An 18,932-nucleotide genomic window follows, 5' to 3' on the forward strand; every position below is an offset into this window, starting at 1 on the left:
TGTTTTCCGTGCTTCAATTTAATATAAGATAAAGAATGATTAAATCTGTTGCGATTTTTTGGTTCTGTTGAAGATCCAGAAGATGATTGGGAAAATTAATAACGTTAAAACAGTTGCCGTAATTAATCCTCCGATAATCACAATTGCCAATGGTTTCTGAGACTCTGAACCGATCCCTGTTGATAACGCAGCAGGCATTAATCCGATGGAAGCCATTAACGCTGTCATAATTACAGGGCGTGTTCTCGATTTTACTCCATTAAAAATAGCTTCATCTAAACCTAATCCGTCCTTGACATTTTGATGAAATTCCGTTATCAGGATGACTCCATTCTGAATACAGATTCCGAGAAGGGCAATCATTCCGACTCCGGCAGAAATCCCGAAATTGATTCCCGTTACGTGTAAAGCGATAATTCCGCCAATTAACGCAAAAGGTACATTCGCCAAGACCAAAAGAGAATCTTTCATGTTTCCGAAAAGGATAAATAAAAGGAAGAAAATCCCTAAAATACTGATCGGAACAACCTGCGTCAATCTTTTTGAAGCTCTCTGCTGATTTTCAAACTGACCAGTCCAACCTACAGAATAACCATCCGGAAGATCAATTTTAGCCACCTCTTTTTGCGCATCTGCAATCGTACCTCCCAAATCACGATCACGAATCGAGAATTTAACTCCGATATATCTTTTAATATCATCGCGATAAATAAACGCCGCTCCATTATCTTTTTCGATCGTACTGATTTCTTTTAACGGAATTTTCGCTCCGTCCTGCGTAGGAACCATCAATGCGGCAATATCGTTTTCGTCTTTTCTATACTCCTGAGAATAACGCAGACGAATCGGGAATTTCCTTTCTCCATCGAACATTTCTGAAGCCGTTTTTCCACCAAAAGCCATTTCCAAAACCGCTTGTGCGTCTGCAGGCATTACTCCGTAAGCTGCCATTTTATCTCTATCCAACACGACACTTACTTCCGGCTGACCTATATTTTTAATGATTCCTGGATCTTTTACGCCATCTACATTTTTAATCTGCTTTAAAACTTTTTCGGCTAATTTATCCAGCGTTTCGAGATTGTCCCCATAGATTTTAATCCCATTTTCGGCTTTAAAACCAGCCACCGCTTCCGCCACATTATCGGAAATCGGTTGAGAATAATTAAATGTAATTCCTTGATACGTTCTCAGTTTTTTGTCTATTTCTTCAATTAATTCTTCGTAGGTGATCTTTCGTTTCCATTCATTTTTAGGTTTAAGATTGACGGCAAACTGCACAAATCCAAATCCGTTCGGGTCGGTTTCCGTCGTTACTTCGCCCTGTTTGAGCCAGAACATCTGTTACTTCCGAGAAGCTCATAATATCTTTCTTCAAAAGATCGGCGGTTTTTAATGATTCCTTTAATGATGAACTCATCGGCATTTCTGCAGTGATCCAAAGTGAACCTTCATTTAATTGCGGTAAAAATTCTGTTCCTAAAAATTTTCCTGAGAATAATGTGATTGTCAAGAACGAAATGGCAACAATTAAACTCATTTTTTTATGTCTAAAAGTATAGTTGAAACCTTTTAACACAATTCTGTCCCAAAAGTTTACAAACGGATTGTTCTTTTCTTTTACGTTTTTATTTAAAAGGATATGTGAAAGAACAGGAACCAAAGTCAAGGTGAAAATCAAAGCTCCCATCAATGCAAAACCTAATGTAAATGCCAATGGCGAGAACATTTTACCTTCTACTTTCTGGAATGAGAAAATCGGAATTAATGAAGTAATGATAATTAATTTTGAAAAGAAAATAGCTTTTCCTAAACCTGTTCCGGTTTGCTTGATCCAGCCTGCTTTTGCCATTTTATTGAACTTTTCATCGCCGTATTTATGCGCTTTGTGGTCGAGCATTACAAAAATCCCTTCGACCATGACGACGGCTCCATCGATGATAATCCCAAAATCGACCGCTCCGAGTGAGAGTAAATTCGCACTCATTCCTGCCAATTTTAAACATAAAAAAGCAAACAATAAGGACAATGGAATGATGATGGAAACAATTAAAGTTGTTCTCCAGTCCGCCATGAAAATCAAAACAATTACGGTTACCAGAACGATTCCTTCCAGCAAATTGTGCATTACCGTTTCCGTGGTGAAATCCATCAGATTATCACGGTCGTAGAAAGTGACCATTTTTACATCTTTCGGAAGTATTTTTTCGTTGAGTTCTTTAATTTTAGCTTTAACACCCACCAAAACTTCACGCGGATTTTCGCCTTTTCTCATCACCACGATTCCTTCCACCGTATCTTCCTGATTATTCAAACCTGCCTGTCCCACTCGCGGCATAGAACTTTCGTGAACATCGGCAACGTTTTTAACCAAAACAGGATTTCCGTTATCATTTTCGATGGTAATATTGCCAATATCTGCGACAGATTTTACCAAACCGATTCCTCGAACGACATAAGCCTGTCCGTTTTTTTCGATAACATCACCACCAACATTCAAGTTGCTTTTTGTAACGGCATCATAAACCTGAAGCGGTGTCAGATTATATTTATCCAACGCTCTCGGATCGATACTTAATTCAAAAACTTTATCCTGACCTCCGAAAACATTGATGTCTGCAACTCCCGGAACACCTCTCAACGCTCGATCGATCACCCAATTCTGAAGGGTTAATAATTCGCGGGAATCTTTCTTTTTACTCTGTAAAGTATATCGGAAAATCTCTCCGGTTGGTCCGTAAGGCGGCTGAACTTCGGGATCGACTTCATCGGGAAGACTGACTGTCCGTAATTGATTATTCACCTGATTTCTGGCAAAAGTATCGTCGACTCCATCATCAAAAAGAATTTTAACAATGGAAAGTCCAAACATCGTGGTACTTCTCACACTGGTTTTCTTCTGAACCGGACTCATTGCCAATTCGATGGGAGTCGTTACAAAACGTTCTACTTCTTCTGCGCTTCGCCCATTCCATTGGGTAATGATGACAATCTGGGTATTCGTAACGTCGGGAAAGGCTTCAATAGGCATATTTTTGAAACTTATAAATCCCGCGACCGCCAAAATAGCCACCCAAATAAAGGTAAATGCTTTATTTTTTAACGAAAAAGCAATTATATTTTTAATGAATTTATTCATGATGAATTTTTTGTGACCTAAAAAAGTCGTTGAAAGAAATTTTTAATTCTTCTTATTTTAAAAGCAAAGATTTTTCTAATAATTAAATTTTCGATTGTCATCCTGAGCGCGCAGCAGTCGAAGGATCTTCATCAACAAGGCTTTGAGAACTTCAGCCTGACAACAGCATTTAAAACAATTTAATTTGAAAGAAATAGTCTTTACTTTTTTAAAAGCTTAATGAAATTTTATTGGTTTAAAATAAAATTAGCTATTCAAAGAGCGATAAATCAACAATTGATTATTGGTAATTACTTCTTCTCCTTCAGACAAGCCTTCGGAAACATACGTAATGTCGCCGACCTGTTTCAACACTTTTATTTCTTTAACCTTTACGTCGGTTCTGGATTTGTAGATCACCACAAAACTTCTGTTATCATCAAAAATAACGGCTTTCGAAGGAATCGTTAACGCCATATTATTTTCTGAGCTTGTGACTTTTATGGTTGCTTTACTGTCGGGGATCAACAATCCGTTTTTATTATCCAGCACTACTCTTGCCTGCATTGCATTGGTTTGAGGATCGATGATCTTAAAGATCTTATCAATTTTTCCATCAAAAACTTTATCTGGATAAGACAATGTGGAAACCTGTGCTTTCATTCCCAGACTTATTTTATCAATATCAGATTCGTTCACGTTCATGATTGCCCAAACATTGGTTGTATTGGCAACATCAAAGATATTTTCGCTTCTGTCGTTCCTCAGCTGCATATCTTTATTGATGTTTTTCTGAACGATATATCCACTGATCGGAGCCACCACACTATAGATATTTCCCTTCTGTACATTATAAACCGTACTCACCGCACTCGCTCTCTGCATTTGATCCTGCGCTTTCTGTAGCTGACTTTTGGCTTCCAATACATCTCTTTCCGTATTCAGTTTTCCTTCATACATTTCCTTGGCAACGCGAAGATTATTTTGGGCAACCACCATATCGGTTTTCGCATCGCTCACCTCTTTCTGAACTTCCGCCAACTCCGTACTTCTGATCGTCGCCAAAACCTGCCCTTTCGTCACATGATCTCCCAATTCTACATTTACACTTAAAACATTTCCTCCAACCAGCGGATAAACATCGATATAAGAGTTTTTGTCAGCCGAAATCTTTCCGTAAAAATTATAATCGTCTTTTATATTTTTTTTCTCAACTTTTGCTAAAGAAATCGAATTCAGCATTGTGTTGCTCAGCTCAAAACCTTTTTTTGCCTGTGGTTTTACTTCCTGTTCTTTTTTTGAACAAGATAAAACGGACAAAGCCACCATTATCGGGATGATATAATTTTTCATGTTTAATAGAAGATTTTCGTTTGTATTAGTTGATTCAATTGTTCTGCCGACTGGATGATCTCATTTTTCATATCATAAATCTGAAGCGCAGTCTGTCGGTAACTTTCCATGAAATCTGTAAATTCGATAAGACTTACATTTCCGTTTCTGAAATTTTTCAGCATTCCGTTGTAGACCAGATCCATATTATTAAGGTCTGTCGCTTTTATTTCAATTAATTGATCGTATTGTGTTTTCCAGGTTCTGTAAGCTGACTGAACTTTTGTTTCAAGATTCAATTTCTGGAATTCTGCATTTTTCTGATTCTGCTGAATGGCAAAATGAGCCTTATCAACATTTCCTTTATTTGATTTCCACAAAGGCAGAGGAATTCCGAACATCAGATTGGCTTCATTTTTAAAAGTTCCTCCGTTTTGATCCCATCCGACACCGACGTTTACATCCGGAACGTTCAGAGATTTTTGCCATTGAGCATACAACTTGCTGTTATCTATTAATTTTAAATTATATTGATAATCCGAATTATTTTCCAGTGCTTTTTTCTTCAACTCAGCTTCGTCACCGAAAGGCTGAGAAGCCAGAATTTCTTTTGCTTCAGCATCTGAAAGTTGTGGATTGATATCGTCTGTAATTCCTGTTAAAACTTTTAGGTTCTGTTCAAATTCCAGCATACTTTTATTAATTCCGAGCTTGTCATTATTCAATTGAATAACGATGCTCTGCAATCTCACTTCATCTTTCAGAGATACATTTCCTTTTGCCGACTGTATTCGGTAAGCCGCCAAAAGATCATTCATATACCCCAATTGCTTATTGGTGTTATCGAGCTTTAATCTTTCGTAATAAAGATTGAAATACGTTGTACGAAGCTGTGCCTTCAGATCAATCAGAAGTTGCGAAAACTGAAGCTGAGCCAGTTTCTTTATTCGATTTTGCAAAAGCAATCTCGTTTTTCTTTTTGCCACCCATGTAAATTAATTGGGTTACCTGTGCTCCTTTTGCGCGTCCTACATCGAAAGCTTTTTTATCTTCAGGATTGTACGCGTTGATTTGTCCGCTCAATTGCGGAAGTTCCCAGATTTTAGCCTGCAAAATATCTGCATCAGCCATATTGATGTTGTACTGTTCGGCGAGCAGTTGTAAATTGTTCTTCTGAAAAGCTTCTTCGCAATCCAAAAGCGACATTTGCTGTTGGGCCGTCATGAATGAGGAAATGACGACGAGCAGCCCTGCAAATTTGTTCATTTTATTGATTTTTATGATACAAAAATGCCTTTCTGCTATTAAAATGCTCTTAAAGAATCCTTAAAAAAATATTAAATTTGGTTTGAGGAGATTATTAAAGTACTGATTTAATGAAACTTTAGTTAAAATATTATTTAAATGTGAATCGAATTTATCTAAGTTTTTGACAGAATTGTCACGCTAAAGGTTCTTGAAGTTTCATTTATAAAGATCCTTCGACTGCTTCGCGCTCAGGATGACATCGTGAATGCTAAATGTTTTGAAAAGCTTGTAAGCTGTAGGGAAAATCTTATTTATTAAAAACCACACTGAATTTATTCAATAAATCTGCGGGAGAAGTATAGATAATTTTTGCACCGTGATATTCAAGAATTCTTTTGACAATCCTTAAACCCAATCCGGAACCGGAAATATTCTGAGAATTATTTCCACGTGTGAATGCTTCAAACAATTTTGCTCTTTCTCCTTTAGGAATCGTATCTCCGTGAGAAACGACATCAACAACAAGATTTTCATCCGTTTCAGTAATTAACACATCAACTTCCGTATCGTCTGAATAAACGGCTGCATTCTTAAACAAGTTAATAAAGACAATATCCAATAAAGATTGAACTCCTTTTATCGTTAAAAGTCCGTTTTCGGCAGTGTCTTCGGAAATAAGGAAATCCATTTTGAGTTTCGGATAACTTTTTTCTACGGCTTCGAAAGACTCAAAAATAACTTCATCAATCCTTACTTCTTCGTAAATACTCTGAATATTTTCTTTGTCGAATTTCGTTAATAACAAAAGAGAATTCGTAAGATCAGACAATTGATAAACGTCTTTCTGAATCTGTTTTAAAGAAGATAAAGTTTCCGGAGAATGCTGTTCAAGCTTAATTAAATTTTCCAGCTGAAAAGCCATTCTGGTAATCGGTGTCCGGATTTCGTGGGAAGCACTTGCCGTAAAGTCTTTTTGGGACTGAAAAACATCATCCAATCTTGTAATCATCGTGTTGAAAGATTGCGCGAGAACATTGATCTCGTCGTTTGAATCTCTTACCGGAATCTGTGTGGTTAATTTATGTGCTGTAACTTCTGAAATTTCCTGATTCAGGTCTTCCAAAGGCTTCAGGAATTGTCCCATAAAATAATAACTAAAAAAGCCGATAAGCAACGTGCTCATCACATAAGCCGTTATTAAAAGGTATTTAAGATAAGCAAGCTTTGAATTTCCATTGGTGTCTAAAGCGCTTGTGAGAATATAGTAGTTTTCGCCGTTGATGGTTTTGAGCGCCGCATAAACTTCGGGAACTGTTTTTTCGGAATAGACGATCTTTTTTTCGTCGAGTTCTTTCAATAAAGCGCTGTCCCAGGTTACATTTCGATCTTTGATGGTGCTGTAGATAAGTTCCTTTTCGCTGTTAAAAATTAAGATTGTTTCATTTAAAAGAATATTATCCGAATTTTCATTAAAAAAGACAGGTGCTTCTTCTTCAAAATCTTTCGACTTGGCAATAAAATGAGAAGTAAAATCCAATCTCTGTCTAAATCTTTCTTTAAATTCTTCTTTCCTGAAATCATTAAAAGACATATAAATCACCGCCATCACAATACCAAAAAGCAATGAAAAGGCAATACTGAGATTGAGTGCTATCTTTCGTTTTAAAGACATTCTATAATGGACTTAAATAATACCCGAAACCTGAACGTGTATGAATTAATTTAACTTTAAAATCTTTATCTATCTTTTTTCTTAAAAAATTGATGTAAACTTCTACCGTATTGGTATTCGTATTGAAATTATGTTCCCAGACATGTTCTGTAATCTGTTGTTTGGAAACGGTTTCTTCCCTGCGCTTCTGCCAAATAAACCAACAATTGGAATTCTTTTAGGGTAAGACTGATTTCATTTCCTCCACGATATACTTTCTGCTCGGTTTTATTCACAATAAGATCATCAATTCTTACAATATCCTGATCTGCCGTATCAGAAGGTGCTTTTCTTCTTAACAATGAATTCATTCGCAATAATAGCTCTTCAAATTGAAAAGGCTTCACCAAATAATCATCTGCCAATCTTGTAAAAGCGTCTTTTTTATCCGATAAATCTCCGTACGCCGAAATGATGATAATCGGAGTATTTTTATCGAAAGAACGGATCGTCTGACAAACATCCAGTCCGTTTATCTTTGGAACATTAATGTCCAACAGATACAAATCGTACGTACTGTTTTTTATCTGGCGCAAAAACGTTTCCCCGTCATAGATTTTATCACAGGTAAAATTATTTGATTCCAGAAACTTACACAGTTCCGCAGAAAGAATGAGATCGTCTTCCAATAAGAGAATATTCATCAAAAATTATTTTATACGAATGTAACGAAAATTTTTATGATGGTAAAGGAAGAATGATAGAGTGGAGAATACTTTAATTAAATTTTAAGGTGGAATTTTAATTGAAAGTTCAATATATTTTTAAATATGAAGATCATGGAGATTCTTAACTTTTCGTCCGTGAATGTACTTCACTTGATAATGTTGGATTATAACATCTATCTCTCATCAATAGGAATGGGCTTTAACCCATTTAACAATGTGAAATTTGTTTTTTGAAAATAAGTGAGGCGATGTTCTTTATTTTTCCATTGCAATCGGGATTAGGATTTTTGTTGTTTTCCCAAGCCATCACAGTTCAGAAAGGATTTAGGTGCGAATCTCTTTCTAAGCTATTTTCTAATACTACGCTTAGATCCTTCCAGGATGACAAACTTTGTGGAAAATCATAATGTAAAATAGTATCAATACAATTCTTTATATGACTCTTGAACTAAGCTTATGGAATTTTAGACTAAATTTAAACGAAAAATCACTCTGATTTTTAAGTAGAGTATTTAACAACTTACTATTCTTAACTCCTTAAAATATTCTTAATGGTTCAAAAAGTATTGTAATAATTAATTTAAAATTTTGGCAAAAAAAATCCCGAAGAAATTCGGGATAATAATGAGCCAACTACGGGACTTGAACCCGTGACCTCTTCCTTACCAAGGAAGCACTCTACCGCTGAGCTAAGTCGGCCTTAAACAAAAAAATCACGCTAAAAAATAGAGTGATTTTTGTTGAGCGGAAGACGAGGGTCGAACTCGCGACATTCAGCTTGGAAGGCTGACGCTCTACCAACTGAGCTACTTCCGCAATTTTGTTTCCAAAATTATTGGTAACGGTCTGCAAATCTAAGAAAAATTCTTAAAATTCGCAAGACTTTTTTAATATAAACTGGTGGGAAGAGCAGGATTCGAACCTGCGAAGCCGAAGCAACTGAGTTACAGTCAGTCCCATTTAGCCACTCTGGAATCTTCCCGAATAGTTTATATTAAATTGAGCTTCCAGAGGGATTCGAACCCACGACCCCGAGATTACAAATCACGTGCTCTGGCCAGCTGAGCTATGGAAGCCTTTTAATATTAATGACTGAAAGCTGTTGAGAAAATTCTACTCTGAGCTTTTCAGTAGTCAAAAAATACTCTTTTCGAGTATTTTTTTGAGCGGAAGACGAGGGTCGAACTCGCGACATTCAGCTTGGAAGGCTGACGCTCTACCAACTGAGCTACTTCCGCAATTTTGTTTCCAAAATTATTGGTAACGGTTTGCAAATCTAAGAAATCTTCTTGAAACCTGCAAGACTTTTTTTAATAAAAAAACTGTGGGGAGAGCAGGATTCGAACCTGCGAAGCCGAAGCAACTGAGTTACAGTCAGTCCCATTTAGCCACTCTGGAATCTCCCCAGATTTTTATTAATTGAGCTTCCAGAGGGATTCGAACCCACGACCCCGAGATTACAAATCACGTGCTCTGGCCAGCTGAGCTATGGAAGCGTTTAAATAACAAAGAATTCAAAAGAACACTGTTCCCTTTTTGCGAGTGCAAATATAGAACGGTTTTTTTGAATTCTCAAACTTTTTAATGACTTTTTTTATCTTTTTTTTCTACGCCAGTTCTTTTTTCTTGATTAGTAGCTTTTTAGCAGTATCAACACACATGTCTAAACTTTCTTCAAAACTTGCAGATGTCTTTTTTACGACGATATCTTCGCCTGGAACCGCCAAAATAAGCTCGGCCGTTTTGTTTGTTTTATCTGCATTATTTTCCACTTTTAAAAAGATTTTACACTCGTGAATTTTGTCGTAAAAAGTATCCAGTTTACTTACTTTTTTTTCGATGTGTGATTCTAGTGGTTCGTGTGGAGTTAAACCAATTGATTGTACTGTAATCTTCATAATTCTTCTTTTTTAGATGCTCTTGGATGAGCCTGATTAAACACTTTTTTCAATTGTTCGATATTAGCATTCGTATAGACCTGGGTACTTGCCAGACTGGAATGCCCTAATATTTTCTTTACTTTGGAAATCTCCGCCCCATTGTCCAAAACGTGTGTAGCAAAGCTATGACGAAGGATATGAGGGCTTCTTTTTTCCTTGGTTGTTATAAGACTAAGGTACTTATTAACCACCACATAAACAAATTTTTCGTTGAGTTTTTTACCCTTCTTGTTTACAAAAAAATATGATTTATGTTCGGTCTCCGGTTTCCTTATTTCCAGATAACTTTTAAGCAGATCAGACAGATTTCCGGATATGGGAATGTATCTTTCTTTGTTCCCTTTTCCTATTATTTTCAGTTCGTTTCCGCTTAAATTAACATTCTCAAAAGTCATACCACAAAGCTCAGCTTTACGAATTCCTGTCTGATACAGGACTTCCATAATGCATTCCTCCAACACATCGTGAACCTCAGCAAAAACCTCATCATTAAGCTTTTGCATCTCTTCTTGAGACATAGGAATCTGCTTTTCGGCATAAAATTTCAGGGAAGAAATATTTTCTGTGGGAGACACTTTAATCTCACCAATTTTTAAAAGGAAGAGATAAAAACTACGAAGAGAAGACAGTTTCCTGTTGATACTTCTTTTTGAAATACCGTTTTCGCTTAAATCAACGATAAAATTCCGGATGATTTTTTTGTCTGCTTTGGAAATATCTTCTGAAGACTCGGTTTTAAGATAGAAATGAGAAAAATCTTCAAGATCTTTCCGGTAACTTGTAATGGTATGAGGCGAATACCTCTTTTCGAATTGTAAATATTCTAAAAATTTGCTCAGCATCATGTAATGTATAAAAACAAAAATTCACTCTTCAAATATAACTATTTAAAGAGTGAATTTAGTATGTGTGGTTAAGAAAATTTCTTAAGCCTGTTCTTCCTTGCTAAGATTTCTTTGCTTGTAAGAAGCTTTTAGTCTTGCTTGTCTTAAAGTTACAGAAGGCTTAATAAACGCTTGTCTAGATCTTAATTGACGAACAGTACCCGTTTTATCAAATTTTCTTTTATATTTCTTTAATGCTCTGTCGATGGATTCACCATCTTTTACTGGAATTATTAACATATATTACATCTCATTTTGGATTGCAAAACTAAGACTTTTTTATTAAACTACAAAACTTTCTTATAGAAAATACGTCTTCACAAATTATTATTTTTCGGAAAAGCTTCAAGAAAACACAGAGTTAACAAATAATTCTCAATGATTTTAGACTAATTATAAAAACATATTTAATAAAATATCTATTTTTGCATTCTTTATTTATTTAGATTTGTAAATTATATTAAAATCCTAAAAACCAAATGACTGCGAGAATAGTATTTCGACCCTGCCTTTTCACCTAAAAAATCCTCCCAATCAAAGAATATTAGTATGTACATGTGATAAAATCTCAGATTTTTTCAGTAAAACCTTTTACCCTTCAATTAAAGGAAACAAAAAAACTGATTTTATTACAAAATGTCTGACTGTGTAAAAAAACACCCTCTTTTCATTATGCTAAAAAAATTACTTTTTTCTTTGTTAATGATTTTCCACCTGTCTATTTTTGCGCAGGAAGACTGTGCTTCAGCAATTACAGTTTGCGGAAATTCAGGCATTAACTATACTCCGATAGGAATTGGAAACACCAACGAGACTCTCGGAGGATGCCTTTCTTATGAAAACCACTCTGTATGGTACAAATTCACCATCGCCACAAGCGGAACCCTTACATTTGACCTCGCTCCGACAGGACCTGTTGATTACGACTGGGCTATCTACGGACCGAATGTAACCTGCGCCAACAGAGGAACACCTGTAAGATGTAATGCTTCAGGATATTACGTGAACACCGGAATGAACATGACCAATACCAACACCTCATCTGGAGCGGGAAATACAGATCCTTATTGCAAATATATGGATGTTGTGGCGGGTCAGACCTATTATTTATATGTTGACAACTGGTCTACGACGGTTTATACATTTAATTTAACATGGGGAGGAACGGCGACATTTGTTTCACCATTCACCAATTCGACGATTGCTCCGAATCCTTTCGTTCCACCGGGAGTTGCGGGACCGACTGCAAGTTCTCCGAGAGAAATCAACATTTGCGGAAGCACGACAACTTTTAACTTCAGTACTTTATCTGCTGGAATTCTGAACGGAAACCCTAATTTTACCGTTAATTATTACAGTACAGCCAACAATGCAGCAACAGGAAACAATCCGATTACTACACCGATTGCTGTAAATACGGGTACAACTTATTATTACAATATAAGTTATCAGGATCCGAACAATCCGAACAATTCAATTAATTCCTGTAAACAGACGAATGCTATTGTTTTTAAAGATAAAAGCTTAACTGCTGTGATTAATGCTTCGGCAACAAAATTGTGTCCGAACGGAAATATCACTTTAACATCAAATAACGCAACCGGGAATACATGGTCGACCGGGGAAACTACTCCATCGATTACGGTAACCACTCCGGGAACTTATACCTTAACAAGCACAAACGGAATTTGTACAAGTCCACAAGCTTCAGTGATTATTACTCAGGATACGGATCCTACTGTACAGATCAACGGAAACTTAACGTTGTGCGAATCCACCTCTACTACTCTAACTGCAACCTCAACAGGAACGGGAAATACCTATTTATGGTCAACGGGATCAACAGCAGCTTCCATTAACGTTTCAACTCCGGGAACTTATACTGTCACAGTGAAAACTCCGGCAAACTGTCAATACATAAAATCAGTAACGGTTGTGCAAGGTGCCGTTCCGGTGGCTCAAAATGCAACTTTAACCAATTGCTCTATTACGACGACTGCAACTTTTGATTTAACGACAGCTCAACCAAATATCAGTACAACTTCGGGGATTACTTTTGATTATTATGTAAATCAAGCGGATGCTCTTGCAGGAAATACCAATACAATTGCAACTCCGACAGCTTACCTTTCCGGAAACGCGACAATTTATGTAAGAGTAAAATCTACAACCTGTTCGAAAGTCGTTTCATTACAATTAAATGTAACACAACTTGCGTCCCCGACAATTACAAGCTCATCATCAACGATCTGTTTTGGAGGAAATGTAACTCTTACTTCCAGCGCAGCAACAGGAAACGTTTGGTCTAACGGAGCAACAACACAATCTATTACCATAACATCGGGAGGAATTTATTCTTTAACAACTTCTAACGGAATTTGCACAACCACCCCAGTTTCATTTACCGTAACAGCAGAAAGTGATCCTAATCCTCAAATCTCAGGAAATCTGATTGTTTGTGGAAATCCGACAACTTTGACAGCTACATCAAACGGAACAGGAAATACATACACATGGTCAACGGGCGCAACCGGAAACACGCTTTCCGTTTCTACACCGGGAACTTATACTGTGACGGTAAAAACTCCGGCAAACTGTCAGTACACAAAATCTGTGACGGTGACTCAAGGAGCAGTTCCTATTGTACAAAATTCAAGTTTGAGCTTGTGTTCAAATACAAATACGGCAACATTTAACTTAACTTCATCTCAGCCGAATATCAGTGCAACTTCGGGAGTGGTTTTCAGTTATTATTTAAATCAAATTGATGCTTTAGCTGAAAATAATAGTACAATCGCAACTCCTACCGCTTATCTTTCAGGAAATGCGACCATTTATGTGTTGGTAAAATCGGGATCATGCTCGAAAGTTGCAGAATTACAATTAATTGTTAATATAAAACCAATTCCTACCATAACAACCTCATCGAATGTTATCTGTAATAATATTCCGGTTACTTTAACATCGAGTTCAGCAACAGGAAATACATGGTCAAACGGAGCAACAACACAATCGATCACGGTATCAAATCCGGGAAACTATACTTTAATTTATAATAACGGAACGTGTACAAGTGATCCGGTTTCCGTTACAATCACGCAAGGTGTGGATCCGAATGTACAGATTACGGGAGTGCTTAATTTCTGTCAAGGTTCTTCAACAACATTAACTGCCACAGCCAACGGAACAGGCAACACTTTCCTTTGGTCTAACGGAGCGACAACCGCAACAACAACCGTAAACGCTTCAGGAACATTTATCGTAACTGTAACAACTCCAAACGGATGTCAATACACAAAATCTGTGACCGCAACGATGGATCCTGCAATTATCGTTAACATCAATGCGCCGGGACAGATTGATTGTGCCCATTCGCAAATCACATTGAATGCAGCAGCTTCTGTTTATCAACCGGGATCAACATTCTTATGGACAGCAACAGGTGGAGGAAATATTGTTTCGGGAGCGAATACATTAACTCCGATTGTAAATGCTGCCGGAACTTATACTTTAACAATAACAAGCGCCACTCCAAACGGATGTACAAAACAAGGTTCTGTAACTGTTATTAAAAATATTACCCCACCATCATCAGTGTTTCTGCACTAAAATTAAAAATCTGTAAAGGTGAATCTATTACTCTTACAGCAATGGGTGCAAATACTTATACATGGACAGGATTATCAGGAAACGGAAGCACACAGACTGTTTCCCCAACTGCAACCACAACTTACACCGTAACTGGAGTTGGAACAAACGGCTGTTCTGCAACAACATCTGCCACAATTACGATTACTGTAGTTCCTGAAATCGTATCAACATTACAAAATATTGAAATTTGTAAAGGTGATAAAGGAATTTTAGATGCCGGAAGCGGACCAAGCTATTCTTACAGCTGGAACACAGGTGCAACAACCCAGACTATTAATGTAGATACACCGGGAACTTATTCCGTAACCATCAGTAATGGAGTTTGCTCAAACACATTTACTGCAACTGTCGGATATATTGTAACGCCACAGATTTCGGAAATTATTTATAACAATAATACGTTAACCATCGTTGTTAAAAATAATGGAAATGTTCCTTTGGAATATTCAATTGACGGAGGCGTTACTTGGCAAGGATCAAGTACTTTTAATGTTCTAAAAAACACTCAATATTCGATCCGAGTAAGAAACAGAGGGGCAACTTGTGATACCACTGCAGAATATTACACCTTCTTTATGGCAAATGTAATTACTCCAAACAGCGATGGAAAAAATGATGTAATTGATTTCAGTGAAATCAGTAAATACGGAAATTTTGAAGGTGGAATTTTTGACCGATACGGAAAAGCTGTATTTAAGCCAAGTACAAAAACGCCAATCTGGGACGGAAAATATATAGGAATGCCATTACCTACCGAAACGTATTGGTATAAATTACAATGGGAAGACCGAATTACCAAGAAACCGGTTCAGCTTTCCGGATGGATATTGCTAAAAAACAGAGATTAATTATAGAAAGTGTCAGAAAATTCTGGCACTTTTTTGTTGGTTTAATATCCTGAATAGAATTATAATCAACTTGTTTAAACTTTTCAATTTAACTCATCTTTACTTTTTGGGTTTAGGATTCTATAAACGTCATCTAAGATATATATAAAGAAGGAATTAATACTATTCTAATTTTCCACAAAGTTTGTCATAGAAATTAAGATGATCGCGTTAAGGATATTTCTCCTACTGTTTAAATAAGTGTCTTTGGTCTTAGCCCCGATCGCAGCATTTGTTTGAGCTCATTTTTTGTGTTTCGGCGCGGTGGCTTTGCCGCCGCGCCGAAACACAAAAAATAGCGAGTGCGGAGAGCGGGAAATAGCTTCTAATAAAAATTTAAAAAAAACACTTCAATATATTTATTATTTATTTTAAGTTGATGAATAAACACATAAACATCCATTAAATCATTTAATAACAGCTTTTATATCTTTTGAACTTAATTTTTTCATTCGTTTAAACAAGTTAATTAAAAAAGCCTTGAACAATATTAATGGTATTTGAACAAAAGTACTATCTTTGCATTCACTTTATTCATGGGGTTGACTGGTTTCGACAGCAAGATCAATGGGTAAGTAAGCATGCAGAGAACCGTAGCGCGATCTCTTTAATCCCTTGCTGCAAACTTTTAACTGGCAACGAAGAGTTCGCTCTTGCAGCTTAATCCGAATAAAGTAAGATTCAAGCGCTTTCCCGAAGATAGTAAGGAAGCAAGATGTCTCACAAATGCTCCGTTCTACGGCGTTTGATCCTGAGATATAGTAATGTAGAAATAAGGCTTTAGCAGCTTCGGATAAAGCACGAAAATTTAGAAGATAAGCTGGAAGTTGGGTGTCTGCTCTCTGCCTCCAGTCGAAAATTAATAGTAGAATAAGCATGTAGAAATCTTATGTGTTGCTTGTTTGGACGAGGGTTCGAATCCCTCCAACTCCACAATACAAAAAAAACCACTGAAACCCAGTGGTTTTTTTATTCCAAAAATCTATGCTAACTCCGTCACTTTCTTTCGATAATGAACAGGAGAAACCCCCTCTTTACTTTTGAAAAAACGGCTGAAAGTCTGAATATTATCATATCCCAATTCATAGGCAATCTCCTTTATAGACAGACTTGAATAATTAATCTGCCTTCTTGCATGCATCATTATTCTGTCGTGGATAATATTTAATGGAGGTCGTTCCGAAACGAGCGCAAATAAATTGGATAATGTTTTGGGAGATTTATTAAGTTTTGAAGCATAAAAAGCAACATCGTGATGTTCTGCAAAATGACTTTCCACTAAATAATTAAACTCTCGGATTACGTCACTCTGAACTTTTTCAAGTTTATAGAAATTATTGGATTGTCTTAAGATTCTAACCGATAAAATCAACATTCTTTTCAACAAAGACTGCAACATATCCTGTTGTAAAATATCTGTTTTACTAATTTCTGAATAAAAAATCTCCCATGATATTTCGAATTCCCTCACCATATTTTCGTCAATTGTGACAATAGGAATATCCGACGCTCCGAAAAAGAGCAATCCTTTGCTGCCAACTTCATTATCGTGATTAATAATACAGTAAAAAGGCTGATTAAACCTTACCATTCTCGCGGTTTCAAATTCTATGCAATCTATTTTGTGAAATTCCGTCAAAAATATCATCTGATTTTTTTGAAGCTGATAACGAACTTTATCAATGGTAATATCCATGTGTTCACTGGTATTCCAGATAAAAGTGAGATCCGTTTTTTTAATATCAAAAATGACATTGGAGTTCGACTGATCCAGATTGTAAAGCTGTAAAATCTCGTGAGAATTATTTGTAAAAATCATATTATTCTTTTTTCGAAAACAGGAAAATTTAATTTTTTAATCTAAATAATTACCTGGATAAGTTTTCTGTCCATGAGTTTCATCCAAATGCTGTAATAATTTTTTTCGTTCTTCCGTAAGCTCAGGAATCGGGAAAAATTCATCTTTCTCGGCTGGCTGACCGATCGCTTCAAATATTTTTTCTAGTCCTGCAGGCATTACTGTACAAAGAAGTATGGCAAAAGAATTCGACGTATTTTTAAAACAATGAATATCTCCACCAAAAGGTATCGTGACAAAACCTCCTTTGGAAACAATGGATTTTCCGTTTTCTGTTTTAAATTCTACTTCACCTTCCAAAACATAGAACGTTTCCTGAGTATTCGGATGCGAATGCGGCGGCGGACCTCCTCCCGGCGGAACAGTCATTTCAATAACGGCATAAGTATTATTCGTTTCTTCACCAGAAACAACGATGCGATAATTTCCTCTCGCGACGCCCAGTCTTTTCCCTTCTTCTTTTTCAATAATTTTTATTCCTGATTCCATGTTTTTGGTTTTAATTTTTATTAAAGCAAATGTACTGCAGACAAAACTTCAAAACGTTTGCATTTTGTCACCATCGAAATTATCAATCAATATATTTTTCTTCAAAACATTTAATGATTATTTGTAAAAGTTGATAATTGTAAATCGTTAACGATCAAATTTAAAAATTTTCTTCCTTTTTTTATTATTTCTAAATTTTATTAATAAAAAACATTGCAAATAGTAAAATCGCCCTGCAAAATCTCACAGAGCGAAACAAAAAATAAACTACTTACTTCACTTTTCTGTCAAGAAAATCACTGATGATTGCTGAAATTTCGTCACCATGACTTTCCAATGCAAAATGCCCTGCTTCAAACAAATGGAATTCAAGATTTTTAACATCTTTTTTAAATGCTTCTGCTCCTGAACCCGGGAAAATATAATCGTTTTTACCATACACGATCAACATTTCCGGTTGATAATCTCTGAAATATTGTTGCCAACTTGGATATAAAGGCACATTATTCTGATAATCATAGAACAAAGCCAATTGTATCGCTCCGTTTTCAGGTCTTTCCAAATGTCTAAGGTCGGTTTCCCAGTTATCCGGAGAAATAACACTTGGATTTGGTACGCTGTGAGTGTATTGCCATTTCAGACCGTTGTAATCATGAAAACCACGAAGGGTATTTTCTGCTTCTTTATCGTTACTATCTTTCCAGTATGCTTTGATGGGATTCCAGAAATCTTCCAAACCTTCTTCGTAAGCACAGCCGTTTTGCACGATTAATGAATCTATTTTTTCCGGACTCGCACTGGCAATTCTAAATCCTACCGGAGCTCCGTAATCCATTAAGTAAAGACTGTATTTCTGAATATCCAGTTTAGCCAGTAATTCTGTTACTATTTTTGCAAAATTGTCGAAAGTATAATCAAATCCACTCATTGGAGGTTGTTCACTTCTTCCATATCCGGGATAATCAGGAGCAATTAAGTGATATTTATCCGATAAATCTTTGATGAGGTTTCTATACATATGTGACGAAGTTGGATAACCGTGAAGCAATACCAAAGTCGGTTTATTTCTGTCACCCGCTTCTCTGTAAAAAATTTCTACTCCGTTTATATCGATTGTATTGAATGTTGTTTGCATTGTTTTGTTGT

Annotated in this window: 14 protein-coding genes, 7 tRNA genes, 1 other RNA gene and 1 pseudogene; 3 read left to right on the forward strand and 20 right to left on the reverse strand. The window is 36.3% G+C overall.

Annotated elements, in window-relative coordinates; all coding sequences use genetic code 11:
* Positions 1-39: 39 nt before the first annotated feature.
* The 17 genes and pseudogenes from J3D55_RS21120 to rpsU form a co-directional block, all read right to left on the reverse strand.
* Positions 40-3,139, reverse strand: a pseudogene (locus J3D55_RS21120) (efflux RND transporter permease subunit).
* 246 nt (positions 3,140-3,385) lie between these two features.
* Positions 3,386-4,471: an efflux RND transporter periplasmic adaptor subunit gene (locus J3D55_RS21125; RefSeq protein ID WP_259134538.1), complete on the reverse strand. Its 1,086-nt coding sequence runs from the start codon at positions 4,469-4,471 to the stop codon at positions 3,386-3,388.
* A 2-nt stretch (positions 4,472-4,473) separates the two neighbouring features.
* On the reverse strand, positions 4,474-5,409 hold the full coding sequence (locus tag J3D55_RS21130; protein WP_259134541.1) for a TolC family protein: 936 nt from the start codon (positions 5,407-5,409) through the stop codon (positions 4,474-4,476).
* The gene (locus J3D55_RS21135) at positions 5,354-5,716 is read right to left on the reverse strand and encodes a TolC family protein (protein ID WP_259134544.1); all 363 of its coding nucleotides are present in this window, start codon (positions 5,714-5,716) and stop codon (positions 5,354-5,356) included. The genes J3D55_RS21130 and J3D55_RS21135 overlap by 56 nt, the downstream gene beginning before the upstream one ends.
* 289 nt (positions 5,717-6,005) lie before the next feature.
* The gene (locus J3D55_RS21140; protein WP_259134547.1) at positions 6,006-7,370 is read right to left on the reverse strand and encodes an ATP-binding protein; all 1,365 of its coding nucleotides are present in this window, start codon (positions 7,368-7,370) and stop codon (positions 6,006-6,008) included.
* Position 7,371: 1 nt separating this feature from the next.
* The gene (locus J3D55_RS21145) at positions 7,372-7,566 is read right to left on the reverse strand and encodes a winged helix-turn-helix domain-containing protein (protein ID WP_310467521.1); all 195 of its coding nucleotides are present in this window, start codon (positions 7,564-7,566) and stop codon (positions 7,372-7,374) included.
* On the reverse strand, positions 7,499-8,053 hold the full coding sequence (locus tag J3D55_RS21150) for a response regulator transcription factor (RefSeq protein ID WP_259134550.1): 555 nt from the start codon (positions 8,051-8,053) through the stop codon (positions 7,499-7,501). The genes J3D55_RS21145 and J3D55_RS21150 overlap by 68 nt, the downstream gene beginning before the upstream one ends.
* Before the next feature lie 651 nt (positions 8,054-8,704).
* Positions 8,705-8,776, reverse strand: a tRNA-Thr gene (locus tag J3D55_RS21155).
* Between the two features lie 44 nt (positions 8,777-8,820).
* Positions 8,821-8,893: transfer RNA gene (locus J3D55_RS21160), tRNA-Gly, on the reverse strand.
* A gap of 82 nt (positions 8,894-8,975) precedes the next feature.
* Positions 8,976-9,059, reverse strand: a tRNA-Tyr gene (locus tag J3D55_RS21165).
* A 20-nt stretch (positions 9,060-9,079) separates the two neighbouring features.
* Positions 9,080-9,153: transfer RNA gene (locus J3D55_RS21170), tRNA-Thr, on the reverse strand.
* Between the two features lie 89 nt (positions 9,154-9,242).
* A tRNA-Gly gene (locus tag J3D55_RS21175) sits at positions 9,243-9,315 on the reverse strand.
* An 87-nt stretch (positions 9,316-9,402) separates the two neighbouring features.
* Positions 9,403-9,483: transfer RNA gene (locus J3D55_RS21180), tRNA-Tyr, on the reverse strand.
* A gap of 16 nt (positions 9,484-9,499) precedes the next feature.
* Positions 9,500-9,573: transfer RNA gene (locus J3D55_RS21185), tRNA-Thr, on the reverse strand.
* Positions 9,574-9,684: 111 nt separating this feature from the next.
* On the reverse strand, positions 9,685-9,975 hold the full coding sequence (locus J3D55_RS21190) for an HPF/RaiA family ribosome-associated protein (RefSeq protein WP_259134553.1): 291 nt from the start codon (positions 9,973-9,975) through the stop codon (positions 9,685-9,687).
* Positions 9,972-10,859 (reverse strand): tyrosine-type recombinase/integrase, encoded by an 888-nt coding sequence (locus tag J3D55_RS21195; protein ID WP_259135198.1) that lies wholly within the window; start codon positions 10,857-10,859, stop codon positions 9,972-9,974. The genes J3D55_RS21190 and J3D55_RS21195 overlap by 4 nt, the downstream gene beginning before the upstream one ends.
* Positions 10,860-10,943: 84 nt before the next feature.
* The gene (rpsU, locus tag J3D55_RS21200; protein ID WP_055983788.1) at positions 10,944-11,141 is read right to left on the reverse strand and encodes a 30S ribosomal protein S21; all 198 of its coding nucleotides are present in this window, start codon (positions 11,139-11,141) and stop codon (positions 10,944-10,946) included.
* Between the two features lie 432 nt (positions 11,142-11,573).
* Between rpsU and J3D55_RS21205 the strand changes: the two genes are divergently transcribed.
* The 3 genes from J3D55_RS21205 (at position 11,574) to ssrA (ending at position 16,375) form a co-directional block, all read left to right on the forward strand.
* Positions 11,574-14,510 carry a beta strand repeat-containing protein gene (locus J3D55_RS21205; protein ID WP_259134556.1) on the forward strand — a complete coding sequence of 979 codons (2,937 nt, stop codon included), beginning with the start codon at positions 11,574-11,576 and terminating at the stop codon, positions 14,508-14,510.
* Between the two features lie 41 nt (positions 14,511-14,551).
* Positions 14,552-15,400 (forward strand): T9SS type B sorting domain-containing protein, encoded by an 849-nt coding sequence (locus tag J3D55_RS21210; RefSeq protein ID WP_259134559.1) that lies wholly within the window; start codon positions 14,552-14,554, stop codon positions 15,398-15,400.
* Positions 15,401-15,977: 577 nt separating this feature from the next.
* Positions 15,978-16,375, forward strand: a transfer-messenger RNA (tmRNA) gene (gene ssrA, locus J3D55_RS21215).
* 46 nt (positions 16,376-16,421) lie between these two features.
* Here ssrA and J3D55_RS21220 read toward each other — a convergent pair.
* The 3 genes from J3D55_RS21220 to J3D55_RS21230 form a co-directional block, all read right to left on the reverse strand.
* A complete protein-coding gene (locus tag J3D55_RS21220; protein ID WP_259134561.1) occupies positions 16,422-17,258 on the reverse strand; it encodes an AraC family transcriptional regulator in 837 nt (278 codons plus the stop codon).
* 36 nt (positions 17,259-17,294) lie between these two features.
* On the reverse strand, positions 17,295-17,786 hold the full coding sequence (locus tag J3D55_RS21225) for a cupin domain-containing protein (RefSeq protein WP_259134563.1): 492 nt from the start codon (positions 17,784-17,786) through the stop codon (positions 17,295-17,297).
* Between the two features lie 271 nt (positions 17,787-18,057).
* On the reverse strand, positions 18,058-18,921 hold the full coding sequence (locus J3D55_RS21230) for an alpha/beta fold hydrolase (protein ID WP_259134573.1): 864 nt from the start codon (positions 18,919-18,921) through the stop codon (positions 18,058-18,060).
* Positions 18,922-18,932 lie beyond the last annotated feature (11 nt).

The organism is Chryseobacterium ginsenosidimutans (assembly GCF_024807225.1).
GTDB lineage: Bacteria > Bacteroidota > Bacteroidia > Flavobacteriales > Weeksellaceae > Chryseobacterium > Chryseobacterium ginsenosidimutans.